Here is a 24,909-nt window from a genome sequence, read left to right as displayed (position 1 = left end):
CAGTTGATAATTGAGACTTTATTAATGAGCCAGCACCAGATCGAGCTTCTTGTTAAATCGCGTACACCTTTGATCGTTATTGAAACAGATGAAGAGAACCAAGCGCTTTCGATGATTACAGGAATGCGTGCAGTATTGCAGCGACCTATCTTTAAATGGAGTTTAACAGAAGGGTTTGAACGCCTTGATCAGCCGATGGCCGCACAAAAGCTTTTTTCTAAGCCGACCGATGCTCTGGGGCATATTAAGTCTGTTCGTGTATCAGGCGTGTATGTATTGGCTGACTTTCATCCTTTTATTGATGACCCCTTGCATGTGCGTTTACTCAAAGATATAGCACTTAATTTTGAGCGTCTAGGTCATACATTAATTCTCATTAGTCATGCATTTGAAATCCCAGTAGAGCTTCGAAAACTCAGTGCAAAACTGGAAATGTCATTACCGAATAAAATTGAATTAGAGCAAATTGTTAGGGAAGAGGCGCGTCAATGGACGCAACAAAGTGGCCAAAGAGTACAGACTGATAATCAAACTTTGGGATTATTAGTTAGCAATCTCACAGGATTATCACACATGGATGCCAGGCGATTAGCGCGCAACGCAATCTATGATGATGGTGCGATTACACACAGTGATATACCGAGCGTGACGCAAGCTAAATATGAGCTGCTTAGCGATGATGGGAATTTGAATTTTGAATATGATACCGCCAAGTTTTCAGATGTCGCAGGTTTTGCTCGTCTCAAAACATGGTTGAGTGAGCGTAAGGCATTTTTCACAGGCGATGCTCAGGTCGCGCATATGCCTGCCCCTAAGGGCGTTCTATTGCTGGGGGTACAGGGTTGCGGTAAAAGCTTGGCGGCAAAAGCAGTCGCTGGAGTATGGCAGGCACCACTACTACGTTTAGACTTTGGCTCCTTATATAACAAATATTATGGTGAAACAGAGAAAAATATCAGACATGCCTTAAAAACAGCAGAAGTGATGTCCCCCTGTGTTTTATGGCTGGATGAAATAGAAAAAGGCATTGTTAGCGGGGGTGATGATAGTGGCCCTGCTAAGCGGGTTTTGGCTACCTTATTAACATGGATGGCCGAGAAAAAAGCACCTGTATTTCTAGTGGCAACGGCGAATGATATTACGGCGCTTCCTCCTGAGTTGGTACGTAAAGGCCGTTTTGATGAGATCTTCTTTGTTGATTTACCCACTGCTGAAGTGCGCTTTTCCATTTTTGATATTCATTTGAAGCGCCAAAAGCAATCGCCTGAGTTGTTTGATTTTGCGCGTTTAGTTGAGATTAGTGAAGGCTTTTCGGGTGCTGAAATTGAGCAGTCAGTGATCTCGGCATATTACTCTGCACATGCTCAAGGCGTTCCATTTTCACAGGAATTGTTGATGAATGAGCTTCGTAAAACGCGGCCATTATCTATCGTAATGTCTGAGCAGATAGCCTCATTACGTCACTGGGCGAAAGACCGCACGGTCCCTTGTGATTGAAGCTTTTTACGATTGGAGATTTTTATGGCTAAGACTCTTTATGACTATGCCGTACTTTTAAGTATTCGCCGAGGCGGTTTACCTCTATTTCACTGAGGCTCAACCCCAGTTTAGTTCTACGCCAAAGTATATCTTCAGTAGATAATGCCCATTCATACTTGATGAGGTAATCGACCTCTGCGGCATATAAATTTGCGCCAAAGCACTCACCTAAATTTTCTAATGAAGTCGTGTTACTTAAAAAAGTATAGGCAAGTGTGCCGTAGGTACGCACATAGCGATTGCGCAGCTCATCAGGTAGCCAAGTGTATTGTCGCTGCATCTCATTTGAAAGCGAAGTATGATCCTCAAAGCCACCGCCAGGTAGGTGTGCGTTTTCTGTCCAGGCTGGGCCTACCGCATTGAAAAAATCACTGAGTGTATTGACGGCAGCTTCAGCCAGTTTTCGATAGGTAGTGATTTTCCCTCCAAATACACAGAGTAAAGGTGCACCACCTCCTGTGGTATCGATCTCAAAGCTGTAATCACGGCTAACGGCTTGGGCTGAATCAGATTCATCATCGTCTAAAAGAGGCCGTACGCCGGAGTAGCTCCACGTTATATCGTTAGCACTTATCGGGGTTTTGAAGTATTCATTTGTCACTGTGATGAGGTAATCAATTTCTGCCTTGCTAATAGAAACCTTTGAAGGATCCCCCTCGTACTCGACATCGGTTGTGCCAATAAGTGAATACTTATCCTCAAAAGGGATTACAAAAATTATGCGCTCATCTTTGTTTTGTAGAATAAATGCTTCAGGAGCATCGTGTATCCTGGGAACAATAATGTGGCTGCCTTTTACTAAGCGAATTTTTTTTGATGCAGAGTCAGTTGAAGGGGGTAGTTGTATAACATCATTTGTAAGCAGCTCGCTTACCCAAGGTCCTGTGGCATTAACAAGGGCTTTTACTGCAACGGTGTATCGCTCTAAGTTAAGCGTGTTTTGTAACGTGACTACCCAGTGATCAGCTCTACGCTTAGCTTTTATGCAGCGAGTACGAGTTTTAATGCAAGCACCAGCATCGTGTGCCGCTACCGCATTTAAAACCACTAAGCGTGCATCATCTACCCAGCCATCAGAATATTCGAAACCATGCCTCATTTCTGAGTTGAGAGGGCTGTCAGTTCCAAAATCAACGCTTTCAGAAGCGCCTAATGTGGTACGAGTGGCTAGATGGTCATACAGAAAAAGCCCCGCTTTAATCATCCATGCTGGGCGCAAGTGTGGTTGGTGTGGCAATAAAAAGCGCAGTGGCCAGATAATATGAGGTGCTTTTTTTAGCAATACTTCACGCTCGGCAAGCGCCTCTTTTACGAGTCGAAACTCATAGTGCTCAAGATAACGTAAGCCGCCATGAATGAGTTTGCTGCTGCTAGAAGACGTTGCCGAGGCTAGGTCATTCATCTCGCATAACATTACCTTTAAACCGCGGCCTGATGCATCAGCGGCGATCCCCGCGCCGTTGATACCACCACCTATGACTAACAGGTCGTAGGTCGGATATTGGTGATTCATTATAGCTGCCCTCTCGAAGGTTGAATTAATTGAGCAGGTTATTAATGAATGTAATTTGGAACATATCCTATGGGTAGGTAATGGCTTCTAATTTTCGAATGAAAATGTCCATACTTATATCATTGCTTGCCGCACTTTCGATTGCTTTTTTAGAGTTATAAAAAGGCATACTTATGTGGTCGTAGGTGTCTTTATCTTTTGTCAAAACAGGGTTGCGTTTGCTTTTGGCCAACTCACGTTTGAGCTTGTTAAAACAGCCTTTTGTTTTTGTGCTACTGGGTCTCGCTTTTAAATAGTGGGCTAATATCCAACATTCCAGAGAATGAACACAGATACAATAGATGATTTTGTCGCGATGTAAATCAGAAAACCTTGCTTCGCCAAAATCGATAGCTTGTTCAAGCCTGATAATGACACGGTTAATTAATTCATCGACTGCCAGCTCTTTGTTATCTTCATCATAAAAGGGTACGTCAAAGCCTTTTTCTTGTGATATATCAGTATCTATTTGGATGATTATATATTTTTGGTTCAGTACGTCTTCTCGAAACGTTTGGCCTGATAGATAACTTATTAGCTGATTCCAACCTCCGAAATCAAGCTGCTTACTATCAGTTTCGTCCAGCGGAGGTTGTAGGTAAGCAATATTATCAGTGATATCTTCTTCGAAAAAACCACATAAAATGTTTTCAATTACGACGTGATCTGTAATTCCTTCACAGGCTAACCCGAAATCCATATTTATTAACTCTCATCTAAAAACTTTTAGGGAGGCCGCCGAGATAACCACGCAAGAACGCCTCAGACATCTTCAAAGGTTCGTCAGAAGCTGACTTTGGTTTATTTTCTATAGATATTTCTTTACAGCGAGTGGCGCCTACTTTAGAGCGGTTCACTACAAAGAGTTTTTGCTCACGGTCATTTAGGTCTAATCCGTCAAGAATCGCTGGGTTGTGTGTGGTAAGTAATACTTGCTTGTCGAAGCGCTTAGCTAATTCGGAAATATCTTTTATGATTTTCGTACATAGCTTGGGGTTTAGTGACGCGTCAATATTATCAATCGCAAATATAGATGGTGTGTCCGTTGATACAAAAAGGGCAGTATAAAAAAGAACAAAAAGGAAGCCTTCATTTGCACTTCTCTGGTCAAATACTTTATTGATATGACGATCTTTAATTTCAATTTTGTCATCGTCATTAGATAGTGATGTTGGTACTTTAATAGATTCAAACCAACCAAAAAGCTTGAGTTTCTCTTCGATTATTGAAAATACTTCGGGGTCTGTTTCATGCAGCACTTTAAGAAGCTTTAGCAAGCCTTCACCATTAATGCCTAACGGTTCAATTTGACCTTCTTTGTAAAAATTCCTTAATGCAGAGTTCTCGGGTGAATAAATAACGTAATTGTTGGCAAAGTTGTTTTTTTCTTGTGACTTTCTTAGTTTAACGAGGTAGTTTTGCATAACATTACGAGACTGTTTTATCTCTTTCTCTAAACCCTTATCGTCAATAGAGCCATGTATTTTCAGTGTATCTCGTTTCTTTTGAAAGCTTAGGAGTTCTTTAAAATAAGAATTAAACTCTGATATTGGGTCGTCAGAATCTATCTCAAGAGTATTCGACTCAATTTCGCATTCCCATTTTGAATAGGCCTTCAGATCATTTGTAAGAATATACTTTGTCCACTCGTCATTTTTGAGTCGGTCAAAAAATACTGTTAATGTAATGGGATCACTCGATTGATTTGCCTCAAAACATGACTTCATTAAGTCAGCTGATGTAACTCTGATGCCTCTGCTTGATAAAAATTCATTATCTAATTTATATGCACTGGCTGCAGAGGCTAACCCAATTGCTTCAAGGATATTACTCTTCCCTGAGCCGTTTTCACCGATAAATACATTCACTCGGCCTAAATTTAGTTTTAGGTCTTGGGCAGATTTGTAGTTTTTGATCTCTATAGAGGTCAGCATTCAACAATAAACCTATGATTTTTCATGGTAGTTAGCATAAGAATATACCATTCAATCCAGAGATGAAAATTTATCAGTAGTTCTATCATGTAACGTTTCTTGCGTTAGGTTATTCCTAGCACTTTCTGGTTCGTATCTCCATAACCCGTTAAAATATCAAAAAATGATCACGCCAAGAGAAACTTTCTATTCTTCTCAATTATTTATTTACTTACAGGAAGCATCAACATCAACATAGCGACCCTTTTTTCAGTTGAAACCCGCCGACTACGAATATTATTAGCCATTACGCTGGTTGTTTTTATTGCGGGACTGGTAACGCCAATTATTACAATGACGAAGTTTTTATTGTTGGAAAACACCTTCTCAGTGCTAAGTGGTGCTTTGGGTTTATTACAAGAACAGCAGTACTTCTTATTTATGGTGATTACGGGGTTTAGCGTTGTATTACCGCTGTTAAAGATGGGGGTTCTGTATAAGTTGTTGAGTGCCAGGCAGCAGAGTGGGGTGCATCTAGATAGGTATTTGCACTGGATGCATCTGTTTGGGAAGTGGTCGATGTTAGATGTTTTTGTTGTGGCGATATTGGTGGTGGCCGTTAAACTGGGGGCGATAGCGAGTGTAGAGATGCGCTTTGGCCTGTATGCTTTTACGGCAGCGGTAGTGCTAACTATGTATATAACGGCAAGAGTGGTAAGTTTGATGGATAACTTGCCCGCAACGCAGCAAGAGATACATATAAGTAAGCAGTAGATGAATACACTTTGGCAGGGGCTATAGTGAGCCCTTTTGTTAGCTATTTAGGAAGGTAATGTGACAGATAAACAGGCAAGAAAAAAACCGGTTAAAGCTGATAAAGGCCACGACTTTACTAAGAAATATAAAGTGTCAGTATGGGCATCACAACATCCTTATGCAGATGTCCCTGATGATTATTTTGAAGAGACATTTAGTAAAAATAATACCCGAGCGGTTAATACGTGGTCTAAAAACTTCAATCTTAAAAATTTCATGCCTGAAAACTTAGAAACTAATGGTGCTGAAGAGGGGCGAGTTAGTATTGAAGTGGCGGCAGGCGAGTGCTCGTTTTCTACTTCATATATAGAAACCTTGATGAGTAAGGCAAGAAAGAAAAAGCTTGAAGAAGTTAGCTGGATCATCATGTTGTTTGAGGTTGAATATAGCCTCAAAATTTCGGGTGTAGAAAAAGATCAGTATATGACTTTTTTAGGTGCATTTGATTACGATGATGCCGCAGAAAATGTCTATGAAGTCGAAGATTTAGAAGAAGATGAAGAGGGTTATGATCAAGAAGATGCTGAAAATAACCCTATTGAACCTAGTTAGTACTTGTCGGCAAGAGCGTTAGTTGAATACCGCATCACTCGCTGAGGCGATGCGGTTCGAGTTCTACATGTGTAATACGCAGGCTTAGCATAATCACTTTACCTTGGTAGCGGTCCTCACCTGTTGAGGAAAATTCAAATATATAGCGCCGCCATACTCTAATTTGTCCATTGTCATCTCGCTTTAACCAGAGCGCTCTTAAACTGACACTTTCATCCAATAACTGTAATGACATCTCTTTACAGCGTTTTCGAGCTGCATTGAGTGCAATTTCTCTCACTTGTTGTGCTGACCACCAATACCAGAGGCAAAGGCAAATCAGGGTGAACCAGAACAGATCGGAAAACTCTATAAACATAGCAATAATACTTCAATGGACTTTCTATCAGTTTGAGGTAAAAGCCTTTGAAAATAAAGGCTGTTAACTGAATCGTTTTATTGTACTTAGGCGTTAGCAAGAATCTGTGATGCTAGTAGTTGAGTAAAATGCTATGGTATGTCCAGTAAAAGATGTAGACAGACGATGGCGTTAAGAATGAAGGCTGCTATGAAGCGAGGCATGTTAAAAACAATAAGCGAATTAACACTGGAGAATGCTTATCTTGATTTTCCTGATAATTTCTATCATCGCGTAAATCCTAGCGGATTAAAGAACGCGCATCTCATTAGTTTTAATCCTGATGTAGCCACAATACTGGACTTAGACTCGTGTTCAGTACAGCCATTTGATTTAGCGCGTTTCTTTGGTGGCGGTGATGTTTTACAGGGCAGTGAGCCTCTCGCGATGAAGTATGGGGGGCACCAGTTTGGCCAATATAATCCAAACTTAGGTGATGGTCGTGGCTTGTTATTAGGCGAGGTGCTCAACAGCAAAGGTGAGCGTTGGGATCTGCATCTTAAAGGCGCAGGTAAAACCGCTTACTCTCGTTTTGGCGACGGTCGTGCAGTGTTGCGTTCAAGTATCCGTGAATATTTGATTAGTGCTGCAATGCAGGGGCTGGGTATTCCCACAACACAAGCGCTGTGTCTTGTCGGTAGCGAAGAGTACACCATGCGTGAAGGGATGGAACCTTGCGCTAACGTATTGCGTGTTACCCAAAGTCATATTCGTTTTGGGCATTTTGAGCACTTTTACTACACCCAACAGCATGACAGTCTTAAAACGTTAGCGGACTATTGTTTGGATCGTTACTTCCCTGAATGTAAAAAGCAGGCTGATGATTCAGCCTCAGCTTACCTTGGCATGTTTAAAGAGATTCGTGACCGGTCAATTCTGATGGTTGCCAAGTGGCAAGCGTACGGTTTTGTTCATGGCGTTATGAATACCGATAACATGTCTATCTTGGGTGAGACTTTTGATTATGGCCCCTATGTATTTATGGATCAGTATCAACCGGATTTTGTCAGTAACCATACTGATTATGAGGGCCGATACGCCTTTAAACGCCAACCAGATATTATGCTGTGGAATTTATCTTGCTTGGCACAAGCCTTGTTACCCCTAGTTAAGCGTGATGAACTCGTTGCTGTTTTAGATGGATACAAAGACCTGTATTTAAAAGCGTACACGCAACAAATGCGTCTACGTTTAGGCTGGTTGAGTGAACAAGAAGAAGATGAGGCGTTGATTGACCAGTTCATTCGCTTAGCAACCGTACAGCGTATTGATCTTAATCGATTCTTACGTGATCTATGTGACTTACAACCTGATAATGATGTAACACTACAGCAGTGCTTGAGTCATTTTAGTGACCCTGTAGCGGCGACTGACTGGCTGCTGGCTTATACACAGCGTACTGAGCAGGAAGGCACAGGTTTTACCCATCGCCAGCAACAGATGCGTAGTGTAAACCCATGTTATCTATTACGTAGCTATATGCTTGAAGAGGCGATACGTGAGGCTAACAATGGAGATTATCGTTTGGTAAACACCTTGCAGAGCGTGGTCCGATACCCTTTTGATGCGAAGGATGAGTACGCTCGTTATGCTGGGCAGCCGCCTGAGTGGGCTGGTGGTATCAGCCTTAGTTGTTCTTCGTAATGACTTTCTAAGCTTGAAAATATGTGTCACAAAAGACTAGTTCTATTTTTTGTGATGCGAGATGTTGTTTTAAGTTAATTAAATAAGTTGATTAAACAGTCATTCCATTGGGATAATTGTTTCATTGTGAGTGACTAATAGCGTTTTTTGAGGAAAGTTCATGCCATTGCTTGATAGCTTTACTGTTGACCATACTCGTATGCACGCTCCGGCTGTACGGGTAGCTAAAACAATGCAAACGCCGAGCGGTGATACCATCACTGTGTTTGATTTGCGTTTTTGCTTGCCAAATAAAGAGATTCTCAGTGAGCGTGGGATTCATACCTTGGAGCATCTTTTTGCAGGCTTTATGCGTGACCACCTTAATGGCGATAATGTAGAAATTATTGATATCTCCCCAATGGGATGTCGTACTGGTTTTTATATGAGCTTAATTGGCCAGCCTGACGAGAAGCAAGTAGGTGATGCTTGGTTGGCAGCCATGGATGATGTAGAAAAAGTTCAAGTTCAGAGTGATATTCCAGAGCTAAACGAATATCAGTGTGGAACAGAAGCGATGCACTCTTTAGATGAAGCTAAGTTGATTGCTGCTGATATTAAGTCGCGTGGTATTTCAGTCAATAGCAATGATGAATTGAAACTAGACCCTGAGTTTCTAAAAGCACATTCTTAAGTCGGTGATAGCGTTTAAAATAAAGCCTGGTTTTTTAAGATAAAGCCGGGCTTTTTTGTTGTGTAAGGTTAGTGATTAATGTGGTTGCTTATTGACTAGATTACTTGATAGCGCATGACGCTTATCCGCTTGTGACCCTAGTACAACAGAACCAATTCCACCGCCAACTACAAGCACGACACCTGCAAAAGATAGCCAGTCCGGTATTTGATCCCAAAAATACCAGCCCCAAAACCCCGCAAACACCACACCTGTATAGCTCAGCGGAGAGATAATAGAGGCTTTCGCATAAACGTAGGCTTGTGTGTATAACCACATGGTTAACCAAATTGATAAGCCTATCAGTGCCATTGGTAATAATGCTTTTGCCGGAATGGGTTGCCAATTAAGCAGTGCTAAAGGCAAACTGGCCACTGCGGATAGAGCAAAATAGTAAAACAATACGCGGTTAGTTGGCTCAGTGCGCGTCAGCATGCGCGTTGTGATAATTGACCCTGCCAATGTGATGGCAGAGCCAAAGCCTACTAAGTGCCAAATATTCAGAGAGTTACCGTCGGGTTTTAGGATGAGCCCAATGCCTAAAAAACCGATAGCGATAGGAATCCAACGGACCCAGGCAAAGCTCACTTTATGTATTATCAATACGAAAAAGGGAACGCATAAAGGAGCTGCGTTACGCAGTAAGGCTGCTTCAACCAGTGGTACGTGTGCGATGGCTAGGTAATATGTATAAAAACATGCCCAGCCACACAGTGCCCGAATAATATGCAAACCGAGCTTGTCTGTTTTGACACCTCGAAGGCCCTTTTGTAAAAGCCAAGGCAGCATAAATACCACGCAAATCGCATACTGTACTGCCACAATGATCTCGATAGTGATCAGTGTAGCGGTGTATTTAATCAAAGCGGCAGCAATGCTCATGACCAAGGCTGTTGCTATGGCATAAAAGGCACCAAGGCCGATATTTTCAGTTGGTGATGAGATCAATTGAGAATCCTGACACTTCAACTACAATGGGTGCTTACACACCCGCTGGAAGAGATAAATGGAAGAAGTTTCCGCATTTTTATTACAAAACTGGTTAAACCTCACGGCGCTCGCGTGGTTTTTACTCTGTTTTCGTGGCTATATGTATTACGCTAAAAGTAAAAGTTTCACAACGCCGTGTCTTGCCAGCGTTTTACATCTGTATCGTCAAGAATGGATGTTACGTGTCATGGAGCGTGATAACCGTATTGCTGATACATCAGCCATCGCCAATCTTGAGCGTAGTGTATCTTTTTTCGCATCAACCACCATGCTAATTTTAGCAGGTTTAATGACAGTGTTGGGTTCAACTGAAAAAGCGATAGGTATAGTTGCCGATATTCCTTTTGCGGTATTGGCAACAAGACAAGAATGGGAACTTAAAATCTTGTTGTTAATTGTGCTGTTTGTCTATGCGTTTTTTAAGTTCACATGGAGCTTACGCCAATACGGGTTTGCTTCTGTCATGATTGGTGGGGCGCCTTCACCAGAAGAGAATGCATCACAGCAGGTAAAGCAAGCCACTGCTGAGCGAATAGCAAAGATGACCTCTAAGGCAGCGAATAACTTTAATACGGGTCTGAGAACATTTTATTTTAGCCAGGCTGTTTTGGGCTGGTTTATTAACCCAATACTCTTTATGGGCTTAGCAACCTTTATCGCTTACATACTCTATCGTCGTGAGTTTAACTCATCTACCTTGCATATATTAATGATGTCTTCCGAGACGGAGAGTAAGTTATGAGTGAGAAAATTCTCGGCAAATGTCGTCGCTTTCTTGGCTCATTGGCGCATATGCGCAAGTTGCAAATGCAGGTAATAAAAGCGGATGAAAAAAGTGTCACCGTTGTTCTACCGGTACAGGATCAGCTCCTGAGTCCTGAATTAGACACTTATATGCATGGCGGTGTGTTAACAACGCTGGTGGATACGGCCACTAGCTTATCAACGATTCCGGCATTAAAGGAGTACGAACTCTGCCCAACGTTGGATTTAAGAATTGATCATATGTCCGCTCCGGTGACTAGCCAGCCGATGTATGCACATGCCGAATGCTATCGCGTCACACGTAATGTGTTATTTACACGGGCGACTGTGTATCAGGAAAACCCGAGTAAGCCCGTCGCGTATGCTATATCTACCTTTATGCGTCCTGGCGCTGGCAATACTGATCTTGCTTTTAAAGCACTTGTTGATGGTGTAGAGGGTACTATTTAATGGAGCTGTTACAGAAACGAGTCAACCAAGCGCATGCTAGCGGTGATTATCAGCCTGTTATTGATCTTATTCCTTATGCTGGTGTTTTGGGCGTGCAGTGTGAGCGTTTTGGTGAAGAGATGATTTTTCGCTTACCGCGTAACTTGGATAATATCGGAAATCCAACTATCCCTGCGATTCATGGTGGGGTGATAGCGTCGTTTATGGAGTTGACCGCTGCCTTTCAGTTGACGCTTCAGCTGGAACATCCAGCGCTGCCAAAAATTATAGATTTCTCGGTCGATTATATGCGTGCAGGGTTGGAGCGAGACACTTTTGCTATGTGTACTGTGGAGCGGCAGGGGCGCCGGGTAGCCAATTGCTCAATCATTGCCTGGCAAGAGCGTAAAAGCCAACCGATAGCGTCTGCACGTGGGCACTTTCTACTCGATTCATTCTCATCGCTGACATAATCTAAAAAATACCCTTGAAAAGCGAAACAGTGCCCCCATCTCTCAGAAAGTGAAAAAATCATTTTTCTAAGAGAATAAGGTACTGTATCTATGAGCACAGAAACGCAGAAAGAAACGCTTGGTTTTCAGACGGAAGTAAAACAACTCCTTAATCTGATGATCCATTCTTTGTACTCTAACAAAGAGATCTTCCTGCGCGAGCTGATCTCCAATGCATCAGACGCGGCTGAAAAATTACGTTTTAAAGCACTTTCAAATGGTGATCTTTACGAAAATGACGGTGATCTAAAAATTACGGTTAGTTTTGATCCAGAAGCAAAAACCGTCACAATCGAAGATAACGGCGTGGGCATGAGCCGCGATGACGTTGTTGAACATCTCGGTACGATTGCTAAATCGGGTACAGCGAGCTTTTTAGGCCAGCTAACGGGTGACCAAGCGCAAGATAGCCAGTTAATCGGACAGTTTGGTGTAGGTTTCTATTCTGCATTTATTGTTGCTGAGCAAGTGGATGTGTATACACGTGCTGCTGGTACGCCTAGCACTGAAGGTGTGCATTGGAACTCGGCTGGTGAAGGTGAGTTCAGTATTGCGACGATTGAAAAAGAAACACGTGGTACACAAATCGTATTGCATTTGAAAGAAGGCGAAGAAGAGTTCGCTGATGGCTCGCGTTTACGTAACCTTGTACGTAAATATTCAGACCATATCGCTATGCCAGTCATGATGATGCAAGAAGCACCTTTAGGTGAAGAAAGCGCTGCAGATGAGGTCGCTGAAGGCGAAGAGAAAGAAGTAGCTGCTCCGTTGGAGCTGGAAACAGTTAACAGCGCAACGGCTTTGTGGACATTGAACAAAGGTGATATTTCTGAAGAGGAATATAACGAATTCTATAAGCATATTTCGCATGACTTTGGTAACCCGCTAACCGTTGGCCATAACCGTGTAGAAGGTAATCTAGAATACACGAGCTTGTTGTATGTGCCAGAAACTGCGCCTTATGACTTGTGGAATCGTGATGCACCACGCGGTCTGAAATTATACATCCAGCGCGTTTTCGTAATGGATCAGGCCGACTCTTTCCTACCATTGTACTTGCGCTTTATTAAAGGTGTGGTTGATTCAAATAACCTATCACTGAACGTATCTCGTGAAATTTTACAGAAAGATCCAAACGTTGATAAGTTGCGCTCAGCACTGACAAAACGCGTACTGGATATGCTAACTAAGCTGGCTAAAAATGAGCCAGAAAAATATGCTACTTTCTGGAAAGCGTTTGGTAGCGTCATCAAAGAAGGGCCAGCTGAAGATTACACTAACCGTGAAAAAATCATGAAGCTATTGCGTTTTGCATCCACTAATACAGACAGTGAAGAGCCAACAACATCACTGGATGAATACATTAGCCGCATGCAAGAAGGCCAAACTAAGATCTACTACGTTGTCGCAGAAAACTACAACACAGCTAAAAACAGCCCGCACTTAGAGATCTTCCGTAAGAAAGGTATCGAAGTATTATTGATGACTGAGCGTGTTGATGAGTGGATGATGAGCCACTTGTTCGACTTCGATGGTAAGTCGCTTCAGGATGTCACTAAAGGTGAATTAGAACTGGGCGAAACTGAAACTGAAGAAGATAAAAAAGCACAAGAAGAAGCCGCTAAAGAAGCAGAAGGTCTTGTAGAGCGTTTGAAAACACGTCTTTCAGATAAGGTATCGGATGTACGTGTAACACATCGTTTAACTGAGTCTCCTGCATGCTTGGTATTGAATGCCTACGACATGGGTGCTCAAATGCGCCAGATTATGGAAGCAGCGGGTCAAGCTGTTCCCGATTCTAAGCCCGTATTTGAAGTAAACCCAGAGCACCCTCTGATTCAGAAGTTGGATCAAGAGCCTGATGAAGATCGTTTTGGTGAATTGGCATTTATTATCTTTGACCAAGCAGATTTAGCCGCAGGTGGGCATTTGTCTGACCCTGCAGCCTATGTTGCGCGCCTGAATAAACTACTACTGGAATTAAGCCAGTAAATTTATGATGGGTATTTAAAAGCGGGCTATATGCCCGCTTTTTTGTGCCTGAATAGCGGCCGTTGTTAGGCTATTTATTTAGCTAATGACAGTAGGCGATTAAAAGGGTGGCTTTTTAATCGCTAGCAAATATGCTTCAATCGTTTGCTTCAACTCATGTTTACTTTTTTTGTATTGCTGCTTAGCAGGCAGCTGTATGCAGATTTAACACAAATTGACGATGCTAAAATGAAAAAATTGATAATGTGTGCAGGTTTATTGTTATTGCCTATGTTGAGTAATGCTCAAGAACAGCGTTCAGATGATTACGTGGAATATCGCCAAGCGGCTTTTAATGCGATGGGCTGGCACTTTAAAAAAATGGGTGCCATGATTCAGGGGCGAATCCCTTATGATGCAGCAGAGTTTAAGCGCCGTGCGACGGCAGTTTCTGTGTTATCTAAACTGCCTGGCGAAGGCTTTATAGACGAAACAAAAAATACTGAACTACCCACAAGGCTGAAATCTGAAATGTGGTATCAGCAAGAGCGCTTTGATCAGTATATGCAGAACTTGATAAAGGCAACGGCTGAACTGGCATCAAAAGCAGGGGCTGAAGATAAAGATGATCTCAGGTCTACTTATGGGAACACCGCTAGGCAGTGCAAAAGTTGCCACGACCGTTTTCGCGAAAGCAGCTGATTTGCTAACAAGTTGTCAGTTTTATAGAGCGCGTGTGAATGTAAACATTCGCCTGTTAAAAACGCGTTTTTATATATAAATCTTCAACTTTGCTGCGTGCCCAAGGCGTTTTTCGTAGAAATTTTAAGCTTGATTTAATGCTCGGATCACTCTGAAAACAACGAATGTTGATCAGTTGTCCGAGATGCTCCCACCCATAGTGCGCTTCCAAAGCGGTGACTATTTTCTCAAGAGACAATCCGTGTAGAGGGTTGTTCTTTTGGGGCTCATTTTGTTGATCACTCATTGATAGTATCTGTCCTGGGGTGATTGGTTTTATCACAAAAAATTTATTTAAAACTCTCCAACAATAGGCTGGCTGGTAGAAAGTTGACGCCGATTATACGCAATTGGATAAGCGATTGCTGTGCTATCTTGCATTAACCCGCTTTAGCTTCGTAGCTAAATTTTACCTGTCGTAAATGGGCTTTGTCTCGGCGTCGCCAGTCATGGCTCTTATCTGTGTGACCGCTATTATCTGGTTCTTAACCCTTTTTACCAGAAGCCTAGGTTATTTTTGATCTGAGACGTCATACTCAGAGAACCTCACCCAGGGATTTCGGGCTTCTGGCTTTTCTATTGCCTTTATCTAGGTGCTTTGTGAGTTAAGCCTTCAGCAAAGCTTAGGTAACGAGTGGTGTGTGGTTGACTTGTCGCTCTATGTGTCTTTGGGCCATTTATTCGAGCTTCTTGATAGCGTAATGTAGGCTTATTAACGGTGTGGCTTGGGTTTAGTAATGAGTGAGTCGAGTACTGATAATCAAGGTGGTAGTGCCTTCATAACGAAAAAAATTGGGTTTATGTTACTCAATAATTTTACGATGATATCACTAGCCTCCGCTGTTGAGCCTTTACGTATGGCTAACCAGTTGAGTGGGGAAACACTGTATGAGTGGTTTACTCTTACGGAAGAAGGCCTGCCGGTTAGTGCCAGCGATGGCATTCGAATAACACCTGATTCTAGTCTACTTAATACGGCATCACTGGATGTTGTTATTGTCGCTGGCGGGATTAATGTTACGCGTGCTTTTTCTAAAATTCAGCTTAATTGGCTCAAGATGCAGGCCCGTAAAGGTTGTCGATTAGGAGGGATTTGCACCGGAGCCTATGTTCTTGCAGAAGCTGGGTTATTAGATGGTTATGATTGCAGCACTCATTGGGAGTATATCGCTGCATTACAAGAAGCTTTCCCACGCGTCAGTTGTTCTAATCGTCTTTTTAGTATTGATCGTGACCGGATGACGTCCACGGGAGGAACCGCGCCGCTTGATATGATGTTGCATATGATCAAGCAAGAACATGGAACCTTGTTGTGTACAGCGATTTCGGAAATGTTCATTTGCGATCGTATTCGCAGTGAAACAGATAAACAAAAAGTCCCGTTACAGTATGTTTCTGGTACGACACAGCCTAAGTTGGTTGAAGTGGTGGGCTTAATGGAGGCCAATTTAGAAGAGTTAATCGATATGGATGAGCTGGCACACTATGCCTGCCTTTCTCGACGACAATTAGAGCGATTGTTTTTAAAATACTTACAGTGCTCGCCTTCAAAGTACTATTTGAAATTACGCTTACTACGGGCACGTCAATTACTAAAACAAAGTAACTTACCTATTATTGAAGTCTCTACCGCGTGTGGTTTTGTCTCTACTCCTCATTTTAGTAAATGCTATCGAGAGCAGATGGGGGTTCCTCCGAGTGAAGAGCGCTCGGGTAATTCGCGTGCTAAAAGTGTGAAGCAAAATGTGCCGCCTGAAATAGAGCGCGCTCCACCGGAAGAACTGCCGCAAAGAAGGCAATTAAAAGTGCAAGACAGCGAGTTGTCGGGCGCCCACAAAGAAGAGCCTGTTCCTTCCTTAGAGAACGGGAAAAATATTCAACAGCAGGAAGGAAAGCGTGACTCGACGGCGAGTGATGCATTAGCGCAAGCGCGCTCAGAATCCACTTTTGGCAGTGTCCGCATTAAAAAATAATTAAGCCTGCTCATACTTAGTTGTATCTCGTTCTCATCTATCCCGAATCCAACTGCATTTATTTCACAACAAATCACAAGTGACGGTTTTGGTAACAAGAGAGTCGCTTCCAGCGTCATGATGATCCCTGTGAAATTTTACACTGGCCTGAATGTTGGGGAGATTGATTTATTCGGTCTGTCCCTCACTTCAACAAACGTATCTGTTGAGGTGTTATTGAATCAGGGCTGAGTCATAAGCGAAAAGCCCGGGATAGAAGGATAGAAAAAAATGAACGCTGCTGAACTACACCAAGACGCCATTGTTATTGATGGTCTGATTTGCGCGAAATGGAATCGTGAGCTTTTCGAAGACATGTCAAAAGGTGGGTTGACTGCCGCTAACTGTACTGTTTCCTTCTGGGAGAATTTCCAGAATACGGTTAACAATGTTGTTGAGATGAATCAGCTGATTGAAGCCAGCAGTGACCTGCTTATTAAAGTGCATACCACAGCAGATATTCATCGCGCTAAACAGGAAGGTAAAACCGGCGTCATGATGGGCTTTCAGAATGCGAATGCCTATGAAGATCAAATTGGCTATGTGCAGGTATTCAAAGACCTCGGCGTTGGTATCGTTCAGATGTGTTACAACACGCAGAATCTGGTAGGTACTGGTTGCTATGAACGTGATGGTGGTCTGTCTGGTTTTGGTCGTGAAATTGTTGCTGAAATGAATCGTGTTGGCGTCTTGTGTGATCTGTCTCACGTGGGTGCTAAAACCTCTGAAGAAGTTATCCTCGAATCGAAGAAGCGTGTGGCGTATTCGCACTGCTTACCTACCGGCTTAAAAGATCATCCTCGTAATAAGTCAGATGCTGAACTGAAGTTTATAGCAGATCACGGTGGTTTTGTTGGTGTCACCATGTTCGCACCTTTCCTTAAAAACGGTATTGATTCGACCATCGAAGATTACGTGGAAGCGATTGAGTATATCTACAACATCGTTGGTGAAGACAGCATTGGTATCGGTACAGACTTTACTCAAGGCCAAGATCAGAACTTTTTTGAATATCTGACTCACGATAAAGGTTATGCACGCCGTTTGACGCGTTTTGGCAAGATTATCAATCCAGAAGGTATTCGCACGGTGGGTGAATTTCCTAACCTGACCGAAGCATTGTTACGTCGTGGTTTCTCTGAATCACAGGTGCGCAAAATTATGGGCGAAAACTGGATCACGCTTCTTAAGGATGTTTGGGGCGCCTGATTACCTGAACACTGGCGCTGCATTGCTTAGCGATGTGGCGTTAGCATTAAAAATTAACATAAATAATTAAAACAAAAAGAATTTTGAGGTCAGAAGAAATGAGCGTACATGCACCAGAAATGCCAATTGATGTTAATGATGAAACCGGAGTATGGACGACGGATGCGCTGCCGATGTTATATGTGCCGCGTCACTTTTTTGTGAACAATCATATGGGTATTGAAGAAGAAATTGGTGCTGAGAAGTACGCCGATATTCTCTATAAAGCGGGCTATAAATCAGCGCATTACTGGTGCGAGAAAGAAGCCGCTGAACACGGTATGTCGGGTGCTGATGTGTTTGAACACTACATGAAGCGTTTATCGCAGCGCGGTTGGGGCTTCTTTATCACAGAAGAACTTGATCTTGAAAAAGGTACGGCCAAAGTACGCTTGGAAAATTCGGCCTTCGTTTATCAGTACGGAAAAGTGAACCGTAAAGTTGATTATATGTTTACGGGCTGGTTTGCCGGAGCAATGGATCAGATCGCAGAAAGCTTGGGTTATGAAGTGCGTACTAAAGCCATTCAGACTCAGTGTGCAGCAGAAGAAGGTTGTGATGTCGGGTACTTTGAAGTAACGCCTTTATAACCAGCGCTAAAAGGGCGTTGAAAGCATCACTCATGTTTTCAACTGCCGTTAAGTTTCAAAAGAGTTAACGCAGCCAAGAACCGTCTGCGCCAATAATAAAATCGAAACGAGTCATCAGGCTAATATCGTTAGCTTTGTGTGACCTGTTAATCTGTAAAGGTGGGGTACGATCATGTCCCAGTTTGACCTCCTGTTTGAACCGCTAAAAATTAATAACCTGACTATTCGTAACCGTATAGTGAGTACCGCGCACGCCGAAGTTTATGCAACCGATGGCGGAATGACGACTGAACGCTATGTTAAGTATTACGAAGAGAAAGCCAAAGGTGGTTGTGGCTTGTCGATCTGTGGTGGTTCCAGTGTGGTATCGATAGATAGCCCACAAAGCTGGTGGAGCTCAGTTAACCTATCGACTGATCGTATTATTCCTCATTTTCAAAATCTTGCTGATGCGGTGCATAAGCACGGCGGTAAGATAATGATTCAGATTACCCACATGGGGCGTCGCTCCCGTTGGGATGGTGGTGATTGGCCGAACTTGATGTCCCCATCGGGTATTCGTGAGCCTGTTCATCGCGCTACGTGTAAAACGATTGAAGAAGAAGATATCTGGCGCATTATTGGTGATTTTGCGCAAGCCGCACGTCGTGCCAAAGAAGGTGGCTTAGACGGTGTTGAGTTATCTGCTGTACATCAGCACATGATCGATCAGTTTTGGTCACCGCGTGTGAATAAGCGTACCGACCAGTGGGGTGGTAGTTTAGAGAATCGCATGCGCTTTGGTATTGAAGTACTAAAAGCGGTACGCGAAGAAGTTGGTCGTGACTTTGTTGTTGGTATTCGTATGTGTGGTGATGAATTCCACCCAGACGGTCTCAGTCACGAAGACCTTAAGCAGATTGCGAAGTACTACAATGATACCGGTTTATTAGATTTCTTCGGTGTCGTGGGTTCGGGTTGTGATACCCACAACACGCTGGCGAACGTTATTCCAAATATGAGCTACCCACCAGAGCCTTTCCTGCATCTTGCTGCTGGCATTAAAGAAGTAGTGGATGTGCCGGTTATTCATGCGCAAAACATCAAAGATCCAAATCAGGCAAAACGTATATTGGAAGCAGGATATGTTGATTTTGTCGGTATGACGCGTGCGCATATTGCTGATCCGCATATCATTGCAAAAATAAAGAATGATCAGGTCGACCAAATTCGCCAGTGTGTCGGTGCTAACTACTGTATCGACCGCCAATACATGGGGCTAGATGTTCTATGTATTCAAAATGCTGCTACCTCGCGTGAACATATGGGGATGCCGCACATCATCGAGAAAACCACCGGTGTTAAGCGCAAAGTGGTGATTGTTGGTGGTGGCCCTGGCGGCTTAGAAGCTGCGCGTGTTGCTGCCGAGCGCGGTCATGATGTAACGCTAATTGAAAAACAGGAAGAGTTGGGTGGCCAGGTTGTGATTGCTGCTAAAGCACCGCAACGTGATCAGATGGCAGGTATTACTCGTTGGTTAGCCATGGAGATAGAACGTCTGGGTGTTGATGTTCGATTAGGGACGGGTGCTGATACTGAGCTGATCCATGAGCTAAAACCGGATGTATGTATTTTAGCAACGGGTGGCCGTCCGTTTATTGATCAAGAAGCGGGATGGGGAGCAGCAGAAGGACTGTGTGTTTCTAGCTGGGATATTCTAACGGGCAAGGTCGAGCCGGGTAAGAATGTGCTGATCTACGACACCATTTGTGAATTCTCTGGTATGTCGGCAGCAGATTATCTGGCGTCTAAAGGCTCACTAGTTGAGTTAGTGACTGATGATATCAAGCCGGGTGTCGGTATTGGTGGTACTACGTTCCCTACTTACTATCGCAACTTGTATGAAAAAGAGGTGGTTATGACCTCTGACATGTTGCTCATGAATGTTTACCGCGAAGGTGACAACCTAGTAGCGGTACTTGAGAACGAATATACCGGGCAGAAAGAGGAGCGTGTGGTTGACCAGGTCGTTGTTGAAAACGGTATCCGTCCAAACGAAGAGTTGTATTACGCACTCAAGCAGGATTCTTGCAATAAGGGGCAGCTGGATAACGAAGCGCTGTTTGATGCTGCACCACAGCCTGTTTTAGCCCTCTCTGCTGAAGAGAAACAGGGCAATATGATCTTGTGGCGTCTGGGTGATTGTGTTTCACAACGCAATGCTCATGCGGCTATTTATGATGCGTTACGCCTGTGCAAGGATCTCTGATCAGAGCTATTGCACTTGATATTGCTGTGTTAATAGCCGGTTCGCGGTGCTCTTGCCTTGCACTATCGGCGTTCATTACGCTCTGGGCATTATCTGGTAACAGACGTGTTTTAAAAAGATAGCTCCAACACTGGAGCTGATAAAAATAACAGGGCAGATTCCACTGCCCATCCACCTGTTTGATGAGGGTGAATTATGACTTTTGAGTGGTTACACCCCTTTCTTATCGCGACAGCGTTATTGCTAGCCGTGGTGGGTGCTGTACGCCGAGTGAATTTATGGCGAGCTGGGCAACCTGAATCAGTAGATTTTGTTGCTGGCTTAATGGCGATGCCTGGCCGTTATCTACATGATCTGCACGATATTGTAGAGCGCGATAAATATATGTCTAAAACGCATGCGGCTACTGGTGGCGGTTTTGTGCTATCGCTGTTATTAGTTGTGTTGGTCCATTTATTCGGTATTCAGAGCCAGATTTTAGCCTGGGCGCTGCTTGCTTCTTTAGCATTGATGTTTGTTGGTGCTGTTTTTGTCTTTAAACGTCGTTTGAACCCACCGAGCCGCTTGTCAAAAGGCCCGTGGATGCGGCTACCTAAAAGTTTACTCGCCTTTTCTAGCGCCTTTTTTATTCTGACACTGCCGATGGCGGGTGTTTTACCTGAAGGTGCGGGTGGCTTGCTACTGACCGTTGTTCTCAGCGTTTTTATTGCTATGGGGTTGTCAGAGATGTTGCTTGGCATGACGTGGGGTGGGCCAATGAAGCACGCTTTTGCGGGAGCACTTCACCTAGCATTTCATCGCCGTCCTGAACGCTTTGGTGGCGGACGCTCAACGGGACTTAAACCCGTAGCGCTGGATCAGCGAGTATTGGGCGTACAAAAGCCCGAAGACTTTAAATGGAATCAGCTTTTAGGTTTTGATGCTTGTGTACAGTGCGGTAAGTGTGAGGCCGTATGCCCGGCATTTGCCGCAGGGCAGCCGCTAAATCCTAAAAAATTAATTCAAGATATGGTTGTTGGTATGGCAGGTGGCAGTGATGCTCACTATGCCGGAAGCCCTTATCCAGGTAAAGAGGTTGGGCTGGCTAACGGAGGCCCGCTACTCACAATCACCGAAGGCTTAATTGATCCAGACACCTTGTGGTCTTGTACTACTTGCCGTGCTTGTGTTGAAGAGTGCCCAATGATGATTGAGCATGTTGATGCGATTGTTGATATGCGCCGTTTTCTTACCATGGAAACAGGCAGCACGCCTAATAAGGGCGCACAAGTGCTGGATAACCTTATCGCTACCGATAACCCTAACGGTAATGCGCCTGCGAGCCGCACCAACTGGGCCGCTGATCAAAACCTGCCGTTATTGCGAGATGTTAAAGAAACCGATGTTGTTTTTTGGGTTTCTGATGGCGCCTTTGATATGCGTAGCCAGCGTATTTTACGTGCGTTTGTTAGCTTGCTTAAAGCCGCGAATGTGGACTTTGCCGTACTGGGTGATGAGGAACTAGACAGCGGTGATGTGGCGCGTCGTTTAGGTGATGATGCAACTTTTCAAAGTCTCGCTAAGCGTAATATTGCGGCCTTGGGTCAATATAAATTTAAGCGTATCGTGACAACCGACCCGCATGCTTATCACTGCTTACGGAATGAGTACGCAGATTTTGCCGACGGCTTATTCGATAATGTTGAAATCTTGCATCACACCACTTATCTAAATGAGCTCGTGCAGGCGGGCAAGCTTAAGCTGAGTAGCTTCAAAGGTGGAAAAGTTACCTACCATGATCCTTGTTACCTAGGACGTTATAACGGCGAATATGAAGCCCCGCGTGAGTTATTACGAGCACTGGGTATCGAAATTGCTGAGATGGAACGTTCAGGTTTTCGTTCACGCTGTTGCGGTGGTGGTGGCGGTGCTCCGATTACGGATATACCGGGAGAGCGCCGTATTGCCGATATGCGCATGGAGGATGTGCAATCCACGGGAGCAGAATTAATAGCCGTCGGTTGCCAGCAATGTACAGCCATGCTCGAAGGGGTTGTTGAGCCACGTCCCCAAGTAAAAGATATCGCTGAGATCTTGGCTGGCGTACTGCTTGAGGATGAAGCGGGAAGTGACGTGGAAAATCAGCTTGAGGAGGCGTTCTGATGTCTGATTCTGATAATTTGCAACTTCTTCGTAGAGACCCGCGCGCCGAAAGAATTGCACGTAACCGTTTGCACCCACTGCATAGCACGGTTGCTGTGCAGACCGTTGAAGTGCGTGGTCCTTCTGGTTTATTACGCAAGAACCCTCACTCAGTGGGCTTTATTGGCCCTAATGGCATTAAACGTATCGATAGACTCAAAGGTAATGCAGTTGCTATTACTGGCCGGCGTAACGCACAAAGTAGGCAAGAGGTGATATTACCATTACATCAAGTCAGTGAGCCTGCTTTCACCATTGTGGTGGTGCCTGACATGGTCGGTGGCCGATTGACTGCGCATGATAAAGATATCTTAGGGCAAGCGCATCAACTGGCTAGATCGATGGAAGCTGGTGTTGCAGGAGAGGGTGCTGTAATGGCGGTTGTCTTTGGCGCTAGTAAAGAAGATAGCTTTGATAAAGCCGGTGTTGATCGCTTGTTATTACTTGATGGCGCCGAATATGGAGGTTATTGCCCTGAGCAACAAGTCGCTGCACTAGAGCAAGTAGAAGCACGTATTAAACCCCAGTACTGGTTGTTCCCTGATAGTGTTCATGGTGGCACTGATTTAGGGTCGCGTTTAGCCGCACGTTTGGGTGAGCGACCTGCTACACAAGCGTGGCAGGTGAGTGCTGAAACAACCATCTGCCGTGGTGCAGGTGGCTCAATAGATATCACGCGTGATACACCTCGTTTACTGATGTTGGCACAAGAGTGCGCTAACCCTATCGATGAAACTCGACATGAAGCTTTGCTAGTTGAGTGGACACCCGTTCAAGCGGTGTTGCCTGAGTTGCATGATTTAGGGCAGGTGGCGGTTGACCCTAACGCTATTGTGTTGGCTGAGGCCGAGTTTATTTTGGCGGCAGGTAATGGCATTACAAATTGGGATCAATTCCATGCAACAGCGAAAGTGCTTGGAGCAACAGAAGGTGCAAGCCGTGTAGCCGTAGATGATGGCAATATGCCACGTTTTCGCCAAGTCGGCGCCTCCGGAACATGGGTAACTGCTCGCGTATACTTAGCAGTAGGTATTTCGGGTGCAATACAGCACATGCAAGGGATTGGCCAGTGTGACAAGGTTGTGACAATCAATACCGATGCCGGTTGTGACATGGTAAAACGCGCTGACTTAAGCACGATTGGGGATGCTGAAACAGTTTTAGCTGAGCTAGTAAGCTTAGTTGATGCGTATCGCCAACAAGCTTCGCATAACCAGAGCGCTGAAAAAGAGGGAGCCAAAGATGCAGCTTGATGCCAATACCTCGATGGATTTAAAAATAGTCTCGTTAATTTCTGTGGGTAAGCATCCTACATCAGGACGTGCCCGTCGTGCCGAACAGGACGGCAGAGCCGTTGAGCTGGGTTTGTCTTTGGCTGAAGCGGGCCGTGGAAAACAAAACTTAACGGTATTGCATGCCGGGGACTCTCAGCAATCTGCATTGCGCAGTTACGCGGGTATGGGGCTGGAGTCTATAAGGGTCATACAGCTACGTGAGAGCGCTGATGCGGTTAGTCCCTTAACCGAATATCTACACAAGCATGCTCCCGATATTATCTTAACGGGCGTGCGTGCTGAAAGTGGTGAGTCTTCAGGGATGGTACCTTATTTATTGGCTGAAAAGTTGGGCTGGCCCGTGGTGCCGCGTATCGCCAATATTGTATCTATTAAAGAGGGTGTAGCCGAAGTGCTACAGGCTCTTCCGCGAGGGCAGCGCCGTGCCTTGACAGTGCGCTTGCCGTTTATTGCCAGTGTAGATAATGCCGCAGCAGAACCTCGCCAAAGCGCATTTGGTCCTGCTAGTCGTGCACTAATGGAGCAACAACAGGCCAGTAGTGAAACGGATGGTGTACGAAGTGAATGGAGTGAGTTACCCGCACGTAAGCGGCCTAAGCGGTTAAAAGTTGTTAAAGCGAAAACGGCCGCTGACCGCTTTAAGGCAGCGACGGCAAAACCACAGGGGAGCGGAGGAAAGATTTTAAAAGATGAACCAGTAACAGAACAAGCACAGGCTATATTTGACCTTTTATTGGAAGAAGGCGTGTTGCGTTAATCGTCTTTACTGATAATTAGCGGCCACTTGTGGTCGCTAAAAAGT

At 44.3% G+C, this 24,909-nt stretch carries 23 protein-coding genes; 17 read left to right on the top strand and 6 right to left on the bottom strand.

Annotated features, from left to right (window positions below):
- The first annotated feature begins 24 nt into the window (after positions 1–24).
- On the top strand, positions 25–1,497 hold the full coding sequence (locus tag NEJAP_RS12300) for an AAA family ATPase (RefSeq protein ID WP_201347521.1): 1,473 nt from the start codon (positions 25–27) through the stop codon (positions 1,495–1,497).
- 28 nt (positions 1,498–1,525) lie between these two features.
- Here the strand turns inward: NEJAP_RS12300 and glpD are convergent, their stop codons facing one another.
- The 3 genes from glpD to NEJAP_RS12285 form a co-directional block, all read right to left on the bottom strand.
- Positions 1,526–3,052, bottom strand: coding sequence for a glycerol-3-phosphate dehydrogenase (glpD, locus tag NEJAP_RS12295; protein ID WP_201347520.1), 1,527 nt, complete (start codon positions 3,050–3,052; stop codon positions 1,526–1,528).
- Positions 3,053–3,119: 67 nt separating this feature from the next.
- The gene (locus tag NEJAP_RS12290) at positions 3,120–3,791 is read right to left on the bottom strand and encodes a hypothetical protein (protein ID WP_201347519.1); all 672 of its coding nucleotides are present in this window, start codon (positions 3,789–3,791) and stop codon (positions 3,120–3,122) included.
- 16 nt (positions 3,792–3,807) lie between these two features.
- Entirely contained in the window at positions 3,808–5,025 is a 1,218-nt protein-coding gene (locus NEJAP_RS12285; RefSeq protein ID WP_201347518.1) for an AAA family ATPase, read from the bottom strand.
- 153 nt (positions 5,026–5,178) lie between these two features.
- Between NEJAP_RS12285 and NEJAP_RS12280 the strand changes: the two genes are divergently transcribed.
- Both NEJAP_RS12280 and NEJAP_RS12275 read left to right on the top strand, forming a co-directional pair.
- Complete coding sequence (locus NEJAP_RS12280) at positions 5,179–5,778, top strand: paraquat-inducible protein A (protein ID WP_329610958.1); 600 nt, start codon at positions 5,179–5,181, stop codon at positions 5,776–5,778.
- A gap of 60 nt (positions 5,779–5,838) precedes the next feature.
- The gene (locus NEJAP_RS12275; protein ID WP_201347517.1) at positions 5,839–6,372 is read left to right on the top strand and encodes an immunity 22 family protein; all 534 of its coding nucleotides are present in this window, start codon (positions 5,839–5,841) and stop codon (positions 6,370–6,372) included.
- Between the two features lie 34 nt (positions 6,373–6,406).
- On the opposite strand, the gene NEJAP_RS12270 is transcribed toward NEJAP_RS12275, so the two are convergent.
- Complete coding sequence (locus NEJAP_RS12270) at positions 6,407–6,730, bottom strand: DUF3301 domain-containing protein (RefSeq protein ID WP_201347516.1); 324 nt, start codon at positions 6,728–6,730, stop codon at positions 6,407–6,409.
- A gap of 177 nt (positions 6,731–6,907) precedes the next feature.
- Between NEJAP_RS12270 and NEJAP_RS12265 the strand changes: the two genes are divergently transcribed.
- Together NEJAP_RS12265 and luxS are read left to right on the top strand one after the other, a co-directional pair.
- Complete coding sequence (locus tag NEJAP_RS12265; protein ID WP_236590919.1) at positions 6,908–8,413, top strand: protein adenylyltransferase SelO; 1,506 nt, start codon at positions 6,908–6,910, stop codon at positions 8,411–8,413.
- Positions 8,414–8,573: 160 nt separating this feature from the next.
- Positions 8,574–9,086, top strand: coding sequence for an S-ribosylhomocysteine lyase (luxS, locus tag NEJAP_RS12260; RefSeq protein WP_201347515.1), 513 nt, complete (start codon positions 8,574–8,576; stop codon positions 9,084–9,086).
- Between the two features lie 75 nt (positions 9,087–9,161).
- Here the strand turns inward: luxS and NEJAP_RS12255 are convergent, their stop codons facing one another.
- A complete protein-coding gene (locus NEJAP_RS12255; RefSeq protein ID WP_236590918.1) occupies positions 9,162–10,073 on the bottom strand; it encodes a DMT family transporter in 912 nt (303 codons plus the stop codon).
- Positions 10,074–10,131: 58 nt separating this feature from the next.
- Between NEJAP_RS12255 and NEJAP_RS12250 the strand changes: the two genes are divergently transcribed.
- The 5 genes from NEJAP_RS12250 (at position 10,132) to NEJAP_RS12230 (ending at position 14,494) form a co-directional block, all read left to right on the top strand.
- The gene (locus tag NEJAP_RS12250) at positions 10,132–10,857 is read left to right on the top strand and encodes a DUF599 domain-containing protein (protein ID WP_201347514.1); all 726 of its coding nucleotides are present in this window, start codon (positions 10,132–10,134) and stop codon (positions 10,855–10,857) included.
- Positions 10,854–11,330, top strand: a complete 477-nt coding sequence (locus tag NEJAP_RS12245; RefSeq protein WP_201347513.1) for a PaaI family thioesterase — start codon at positions 10,854–10,856, stop codon at positions 11,328–11,330. The genes NEJAP_RS12250 and NEJAP_RS12245 overlap by 4 nt, the downstream gene beginning before the upstream one ends.
- Positions 11,330–11,782, top strand: coding sequence for a PaaI family thioesterase (locus NEJAP_RS12240; RefSeq protein ID WP_201347512.1), 453 nt, complete (start codon positions 11,330–11,332; stop codon positions 11,780–11,782). The genes NEJAP_RS12245 and NEJAP_RS12240 overlap by 1 nt, the downstream gene beginning before the upstream one ends.
- Positions 11,783–11,872: 90 nt before the next feature.
- Positions 11,873–13,813: a molecular chaperone HtpG gene (htpG, locus tag NEJAP_RS12235; protein WP_201347511.1), complete on the top strand. Its 1,941-nt coding sequence runs from the start codon at positions 11,873–11,875 to the stop codon at positions 13,811–13,813.
- A 228-nt stretch (positions 13,814–14,041) separates the two neighbouring features.
- A complete protein-coding gene (locus tag NEJAP_RS12230; protein WP_201347510.1) occupies positions 14,042–14,494 on the top strand; it encodes a c-type cytochrome in 453 nt (150 codons plus the stop codon).
- Between the two features lie 55 nt (positions 14,495–14,549).
- Here the strand turns inward: NEJAP_RS12230 and NEJAP_RS12225 are convergent, their stop codons facing one another.
- Positions 14,550–14,780: a VF530 family DNA-binding protein gene (locus NEJAP_RS12225; protein ID WP_201347509.1), complete on the bottom strand. Its 231-nt coding sequence runs from the start codon at positions 14,778–14,780 to the stop codon at positions 14,550–14,552.
- A gap of 490 nt (positions 14,781–15,270) precedes the next feature.
- On the opposite strand from NEJAP_RS12225, the gene NEJAP_RS12220 reads away from it, so the two are divergent.
- The 7 genes from NEJAP_RS12220 to NEJAP_RS12190 all read left to right on the top strand — a co-directional run bounded on the left by NEJAP_RS12220 (position 15,271) and on the right by NEJAP_RS12190 (position 24,864).
- Positions 15,271–16,506, top strand: coding sequence for a GlxA family transcriptional regulator (locus NEJAP_RS12220; RefSeq protein ID WP_201347508.1), 1,236 nt, complete (start codon positions 15,271–15,273; stop codon positions 16,504–16,506).
- A gap of 270 nt (positions 16,507–16,776) precedes the next feature.
- The gene (locus NEJAP_RS12215) at positions 16,777–17,754 is read left to right on the top strand and encodes a dipeptidase (RefSeq protein ID WP_201347507.1); all 978 of its coding nucleotides are present in this window, start codon (positions 16,777–16,779) and stop codon (positions 17,752–17,754) included.
- Positions 17,755–17,852: 98 nt separating this feature from the next.
- Entirely contained in the window at positions 17,853–18,383 is a 531-nt protein-coding gene (locus NEJAP_RS12210; protein ID WP_201347506.1) for a 4-vinyl reductase, read from the top strand.
- 172 nt (positions 18,384–18,555) lie between these two features.
- Positions 18,556–20,631: a dimethylglycine demethylation protein DgcA gene (gene dgcA / locus NEJAP_RS12205; RefSeq protein ID WP_201347505.1), complete on the top strand. Its 2,076-nt coding sequence runs from the start codon at positions 18,556–18,558 to the stop codon at positions 20,629–20,631.
- 195 nt (positions 20,632–20,826) lie between these two features.
- Complete coding sequence (locus NEJAP_RS12200; protein WP_201347504.1) at positions 20,827–22,773, top strand: (Fe-S)-binding protein; 1,947 nt, start codon at positions 20,827–20,829, stop codon at positions 22,771–22,773.
- Positions 22,773–24,065: an electron transfer flavoprotein subunit alpha/FixB family protein gene (locus tag NEJAP_RS12195; RefSeq protein ID WP_201347503.1), complete on the top strand. Its 1,293-nt coding sequence runs from the start codon at positions 22,773–22,775 to the stop codon at positions 24,063–24,065. Before NEJAP_RS12200 ends, NEJAP_RS12195 begins: the two co-directional genes overlap by 1 nt.
- Positions 24,055–24,864: an electron transfer flavoprotein subunit beta gene (locus NEJAP_RS12190; protein WP_201347502.1), complete on the top strand. Its 810-nt coding sequence runs from the start codon at positions 24,055–24,057 to the stop codon at positions 24,862–24,864. Before NEJAP_RS12195 ends, NEJAP_RS12190 begins: the two co-directional genes overlap by 11 nt.
- Positions 24,865–24,909: the final 45 nt, after the last annotated feature.

Source organism: Neptunomonas japonica JAMM 1380 (genome assembly GCF_016592555.1).
Lineage (GTDB): Bacteria > Pseudomonadota > Gammaproteobacteria > Pseudomonadales > Balneatricaceae > Neptunomonas > Neptunomonas japonica_A.
The sequence above is the reverse complement of the archived record's forward strand: the minus strand, read 5'-3'. Positions and strand labels throughout refer to the sequence as shown.

Excerpts from the sequence above, each read along its gene's own strand:
- NEJAP_RS12190 (WP_201347502.1), top strand. The coding sequence starts at position 24,055 with ATGCAGCTTGATGCCAATACCTCGATGGATTTAAAAATAGTCTCGTTA.
- NEJAP_RS12200 (WP_201347504.1), top strand. The coding sequence starts at position 20,827 with ATGACTTTTGAGTGGTTACACCCCTTTCTTATCGCGACAGCGTTATTG.
- NEJAP_RS12285 (WP_201347518.1), bottom strand. The coding sequence starts at position 5,025 with ATGCTGACCTCTATAGAGATCAAAAACTACAAATCTGCCCAAGACCTA.
- NEJAP_RS12195 (WP_201347503.1), top strand. The coding sequence starts at position 22,773 with ATGTCTGATTCTGATAATTTGCAACTTCTTCGTAGAGACCCGCGCGCC.
- NEJAP_RS12220 (WP_201347508.1), top strand. The coding sequence starts at position 15,271 with ATGAGTGAGTCGAGTACTGATAATCAAGGTGGTAGTGCCTTCATAACG.
- NEJAP_RS12240 (WP_201347512.1), top strand. The coding sequence starts at position 11,330 with ATGGAGCTGTTACAGAAACGAGTCAACCAAGCGCATGCTAGCGGTGAT.
- NEJAP_RS12210 (WP_201347506.1), top strand. The coding sequence starts at position 17,853 with ATGAGCGTACATGCACCAGAAATGCCAATTGATGTTAATGATGAAACC.
- NEJAP_RS12270 (WP_201347516.1), bottom strand. The coding sequence starts at position 6,730 with ATGTTTATAGAGTTTTCCGATCTGTTCTGGTTCACCCTGATTTGCCTT.
- htpG (WP_201347511.1), top strand. The coding sequence starts at position 11,873 with ATGAGCACAGAAACGCAGAAAGAAACGCTTGGTTTTCAGACGGAAGTA.
- NEJAP_RS12225 (WP_201347509.1), bottom strand. The coding sequence starts at position 14,780 with ATGAGTGATCAACAAAATGAGCCCCAAAAGAACAACCCTCTACACGGA.
- NEJAP_RS12230 (WP_201347510.1), top strand. The coding sequence starts at position 14,042 with ATGAAAAAATTGATAATGTGTGCAGGTTTATTGTTATTGCCTATGTTG.
- NEJAP_RS12300 (WP_201347521.1), top strand. The coding sequence starts at position 25 with ATGAGCCAGCACCAGATCGAGCTTCTTGTTAAATCGCGTACACCTTTG.
- glpD (WP_201347520.1), bottom strand. The coding sequence starts at position 3,052 with ATGAATCACCAATATCCGACCTACGACCTGTTAGTCATAGGTGGTGGT.
- dgcA (WP_201347505.1), top strand. The coding sequence starts at position 18,556 with ATGTCCCAGTTTGACCTCCTGTTTGAACCGCTAAAAATTAATAACCTG.
- NEJAP_RS12290 (WP_201347519.1), bottom strand. The coding sequence starts at position 3,791 with ATGGATTTCGGGTTAGCCTGTGAAGGAATTACAGATCACGTCGTAATT.
- luxS (WP_201347515.1), top strand. The coding sequence starts at position 8,574 with ATGCCATTGCTTGATAGCTTTACTGTTGACCATACTCGTATGCACGCT.
- NEJAP_RS12215 (WP_201347507.1), top strand. The coding sequence starts at position 16,777 with ATGAACGCTGCTGAACTACACCAAGACGCCATTGTTATTGATGGTCTG.
- NEJAP_RS12265 (WP_236590919.1), top strand. The coding sequence starts at position 6,908 with ATGAAGGCTGCTATGAAGCGAGGCATGTTAAAAACAATAAGCGAATTA.
- NEJAP_RS12245 (WP_201347513.1), top strand. The coding sequence starts at position 10,854 with ATGAGTGAGAAAATTCTCGGCAAATGTCGTCGCTTTCTTGGCTCATTG.
- NEJAP_RS12250 (WP_201347514.1), top strand. The coding sequence starts at position 10,132 with ATGGAAGAAGTTTCCGCATTTTTATTACAAAACTGGTTAAACCTCACG.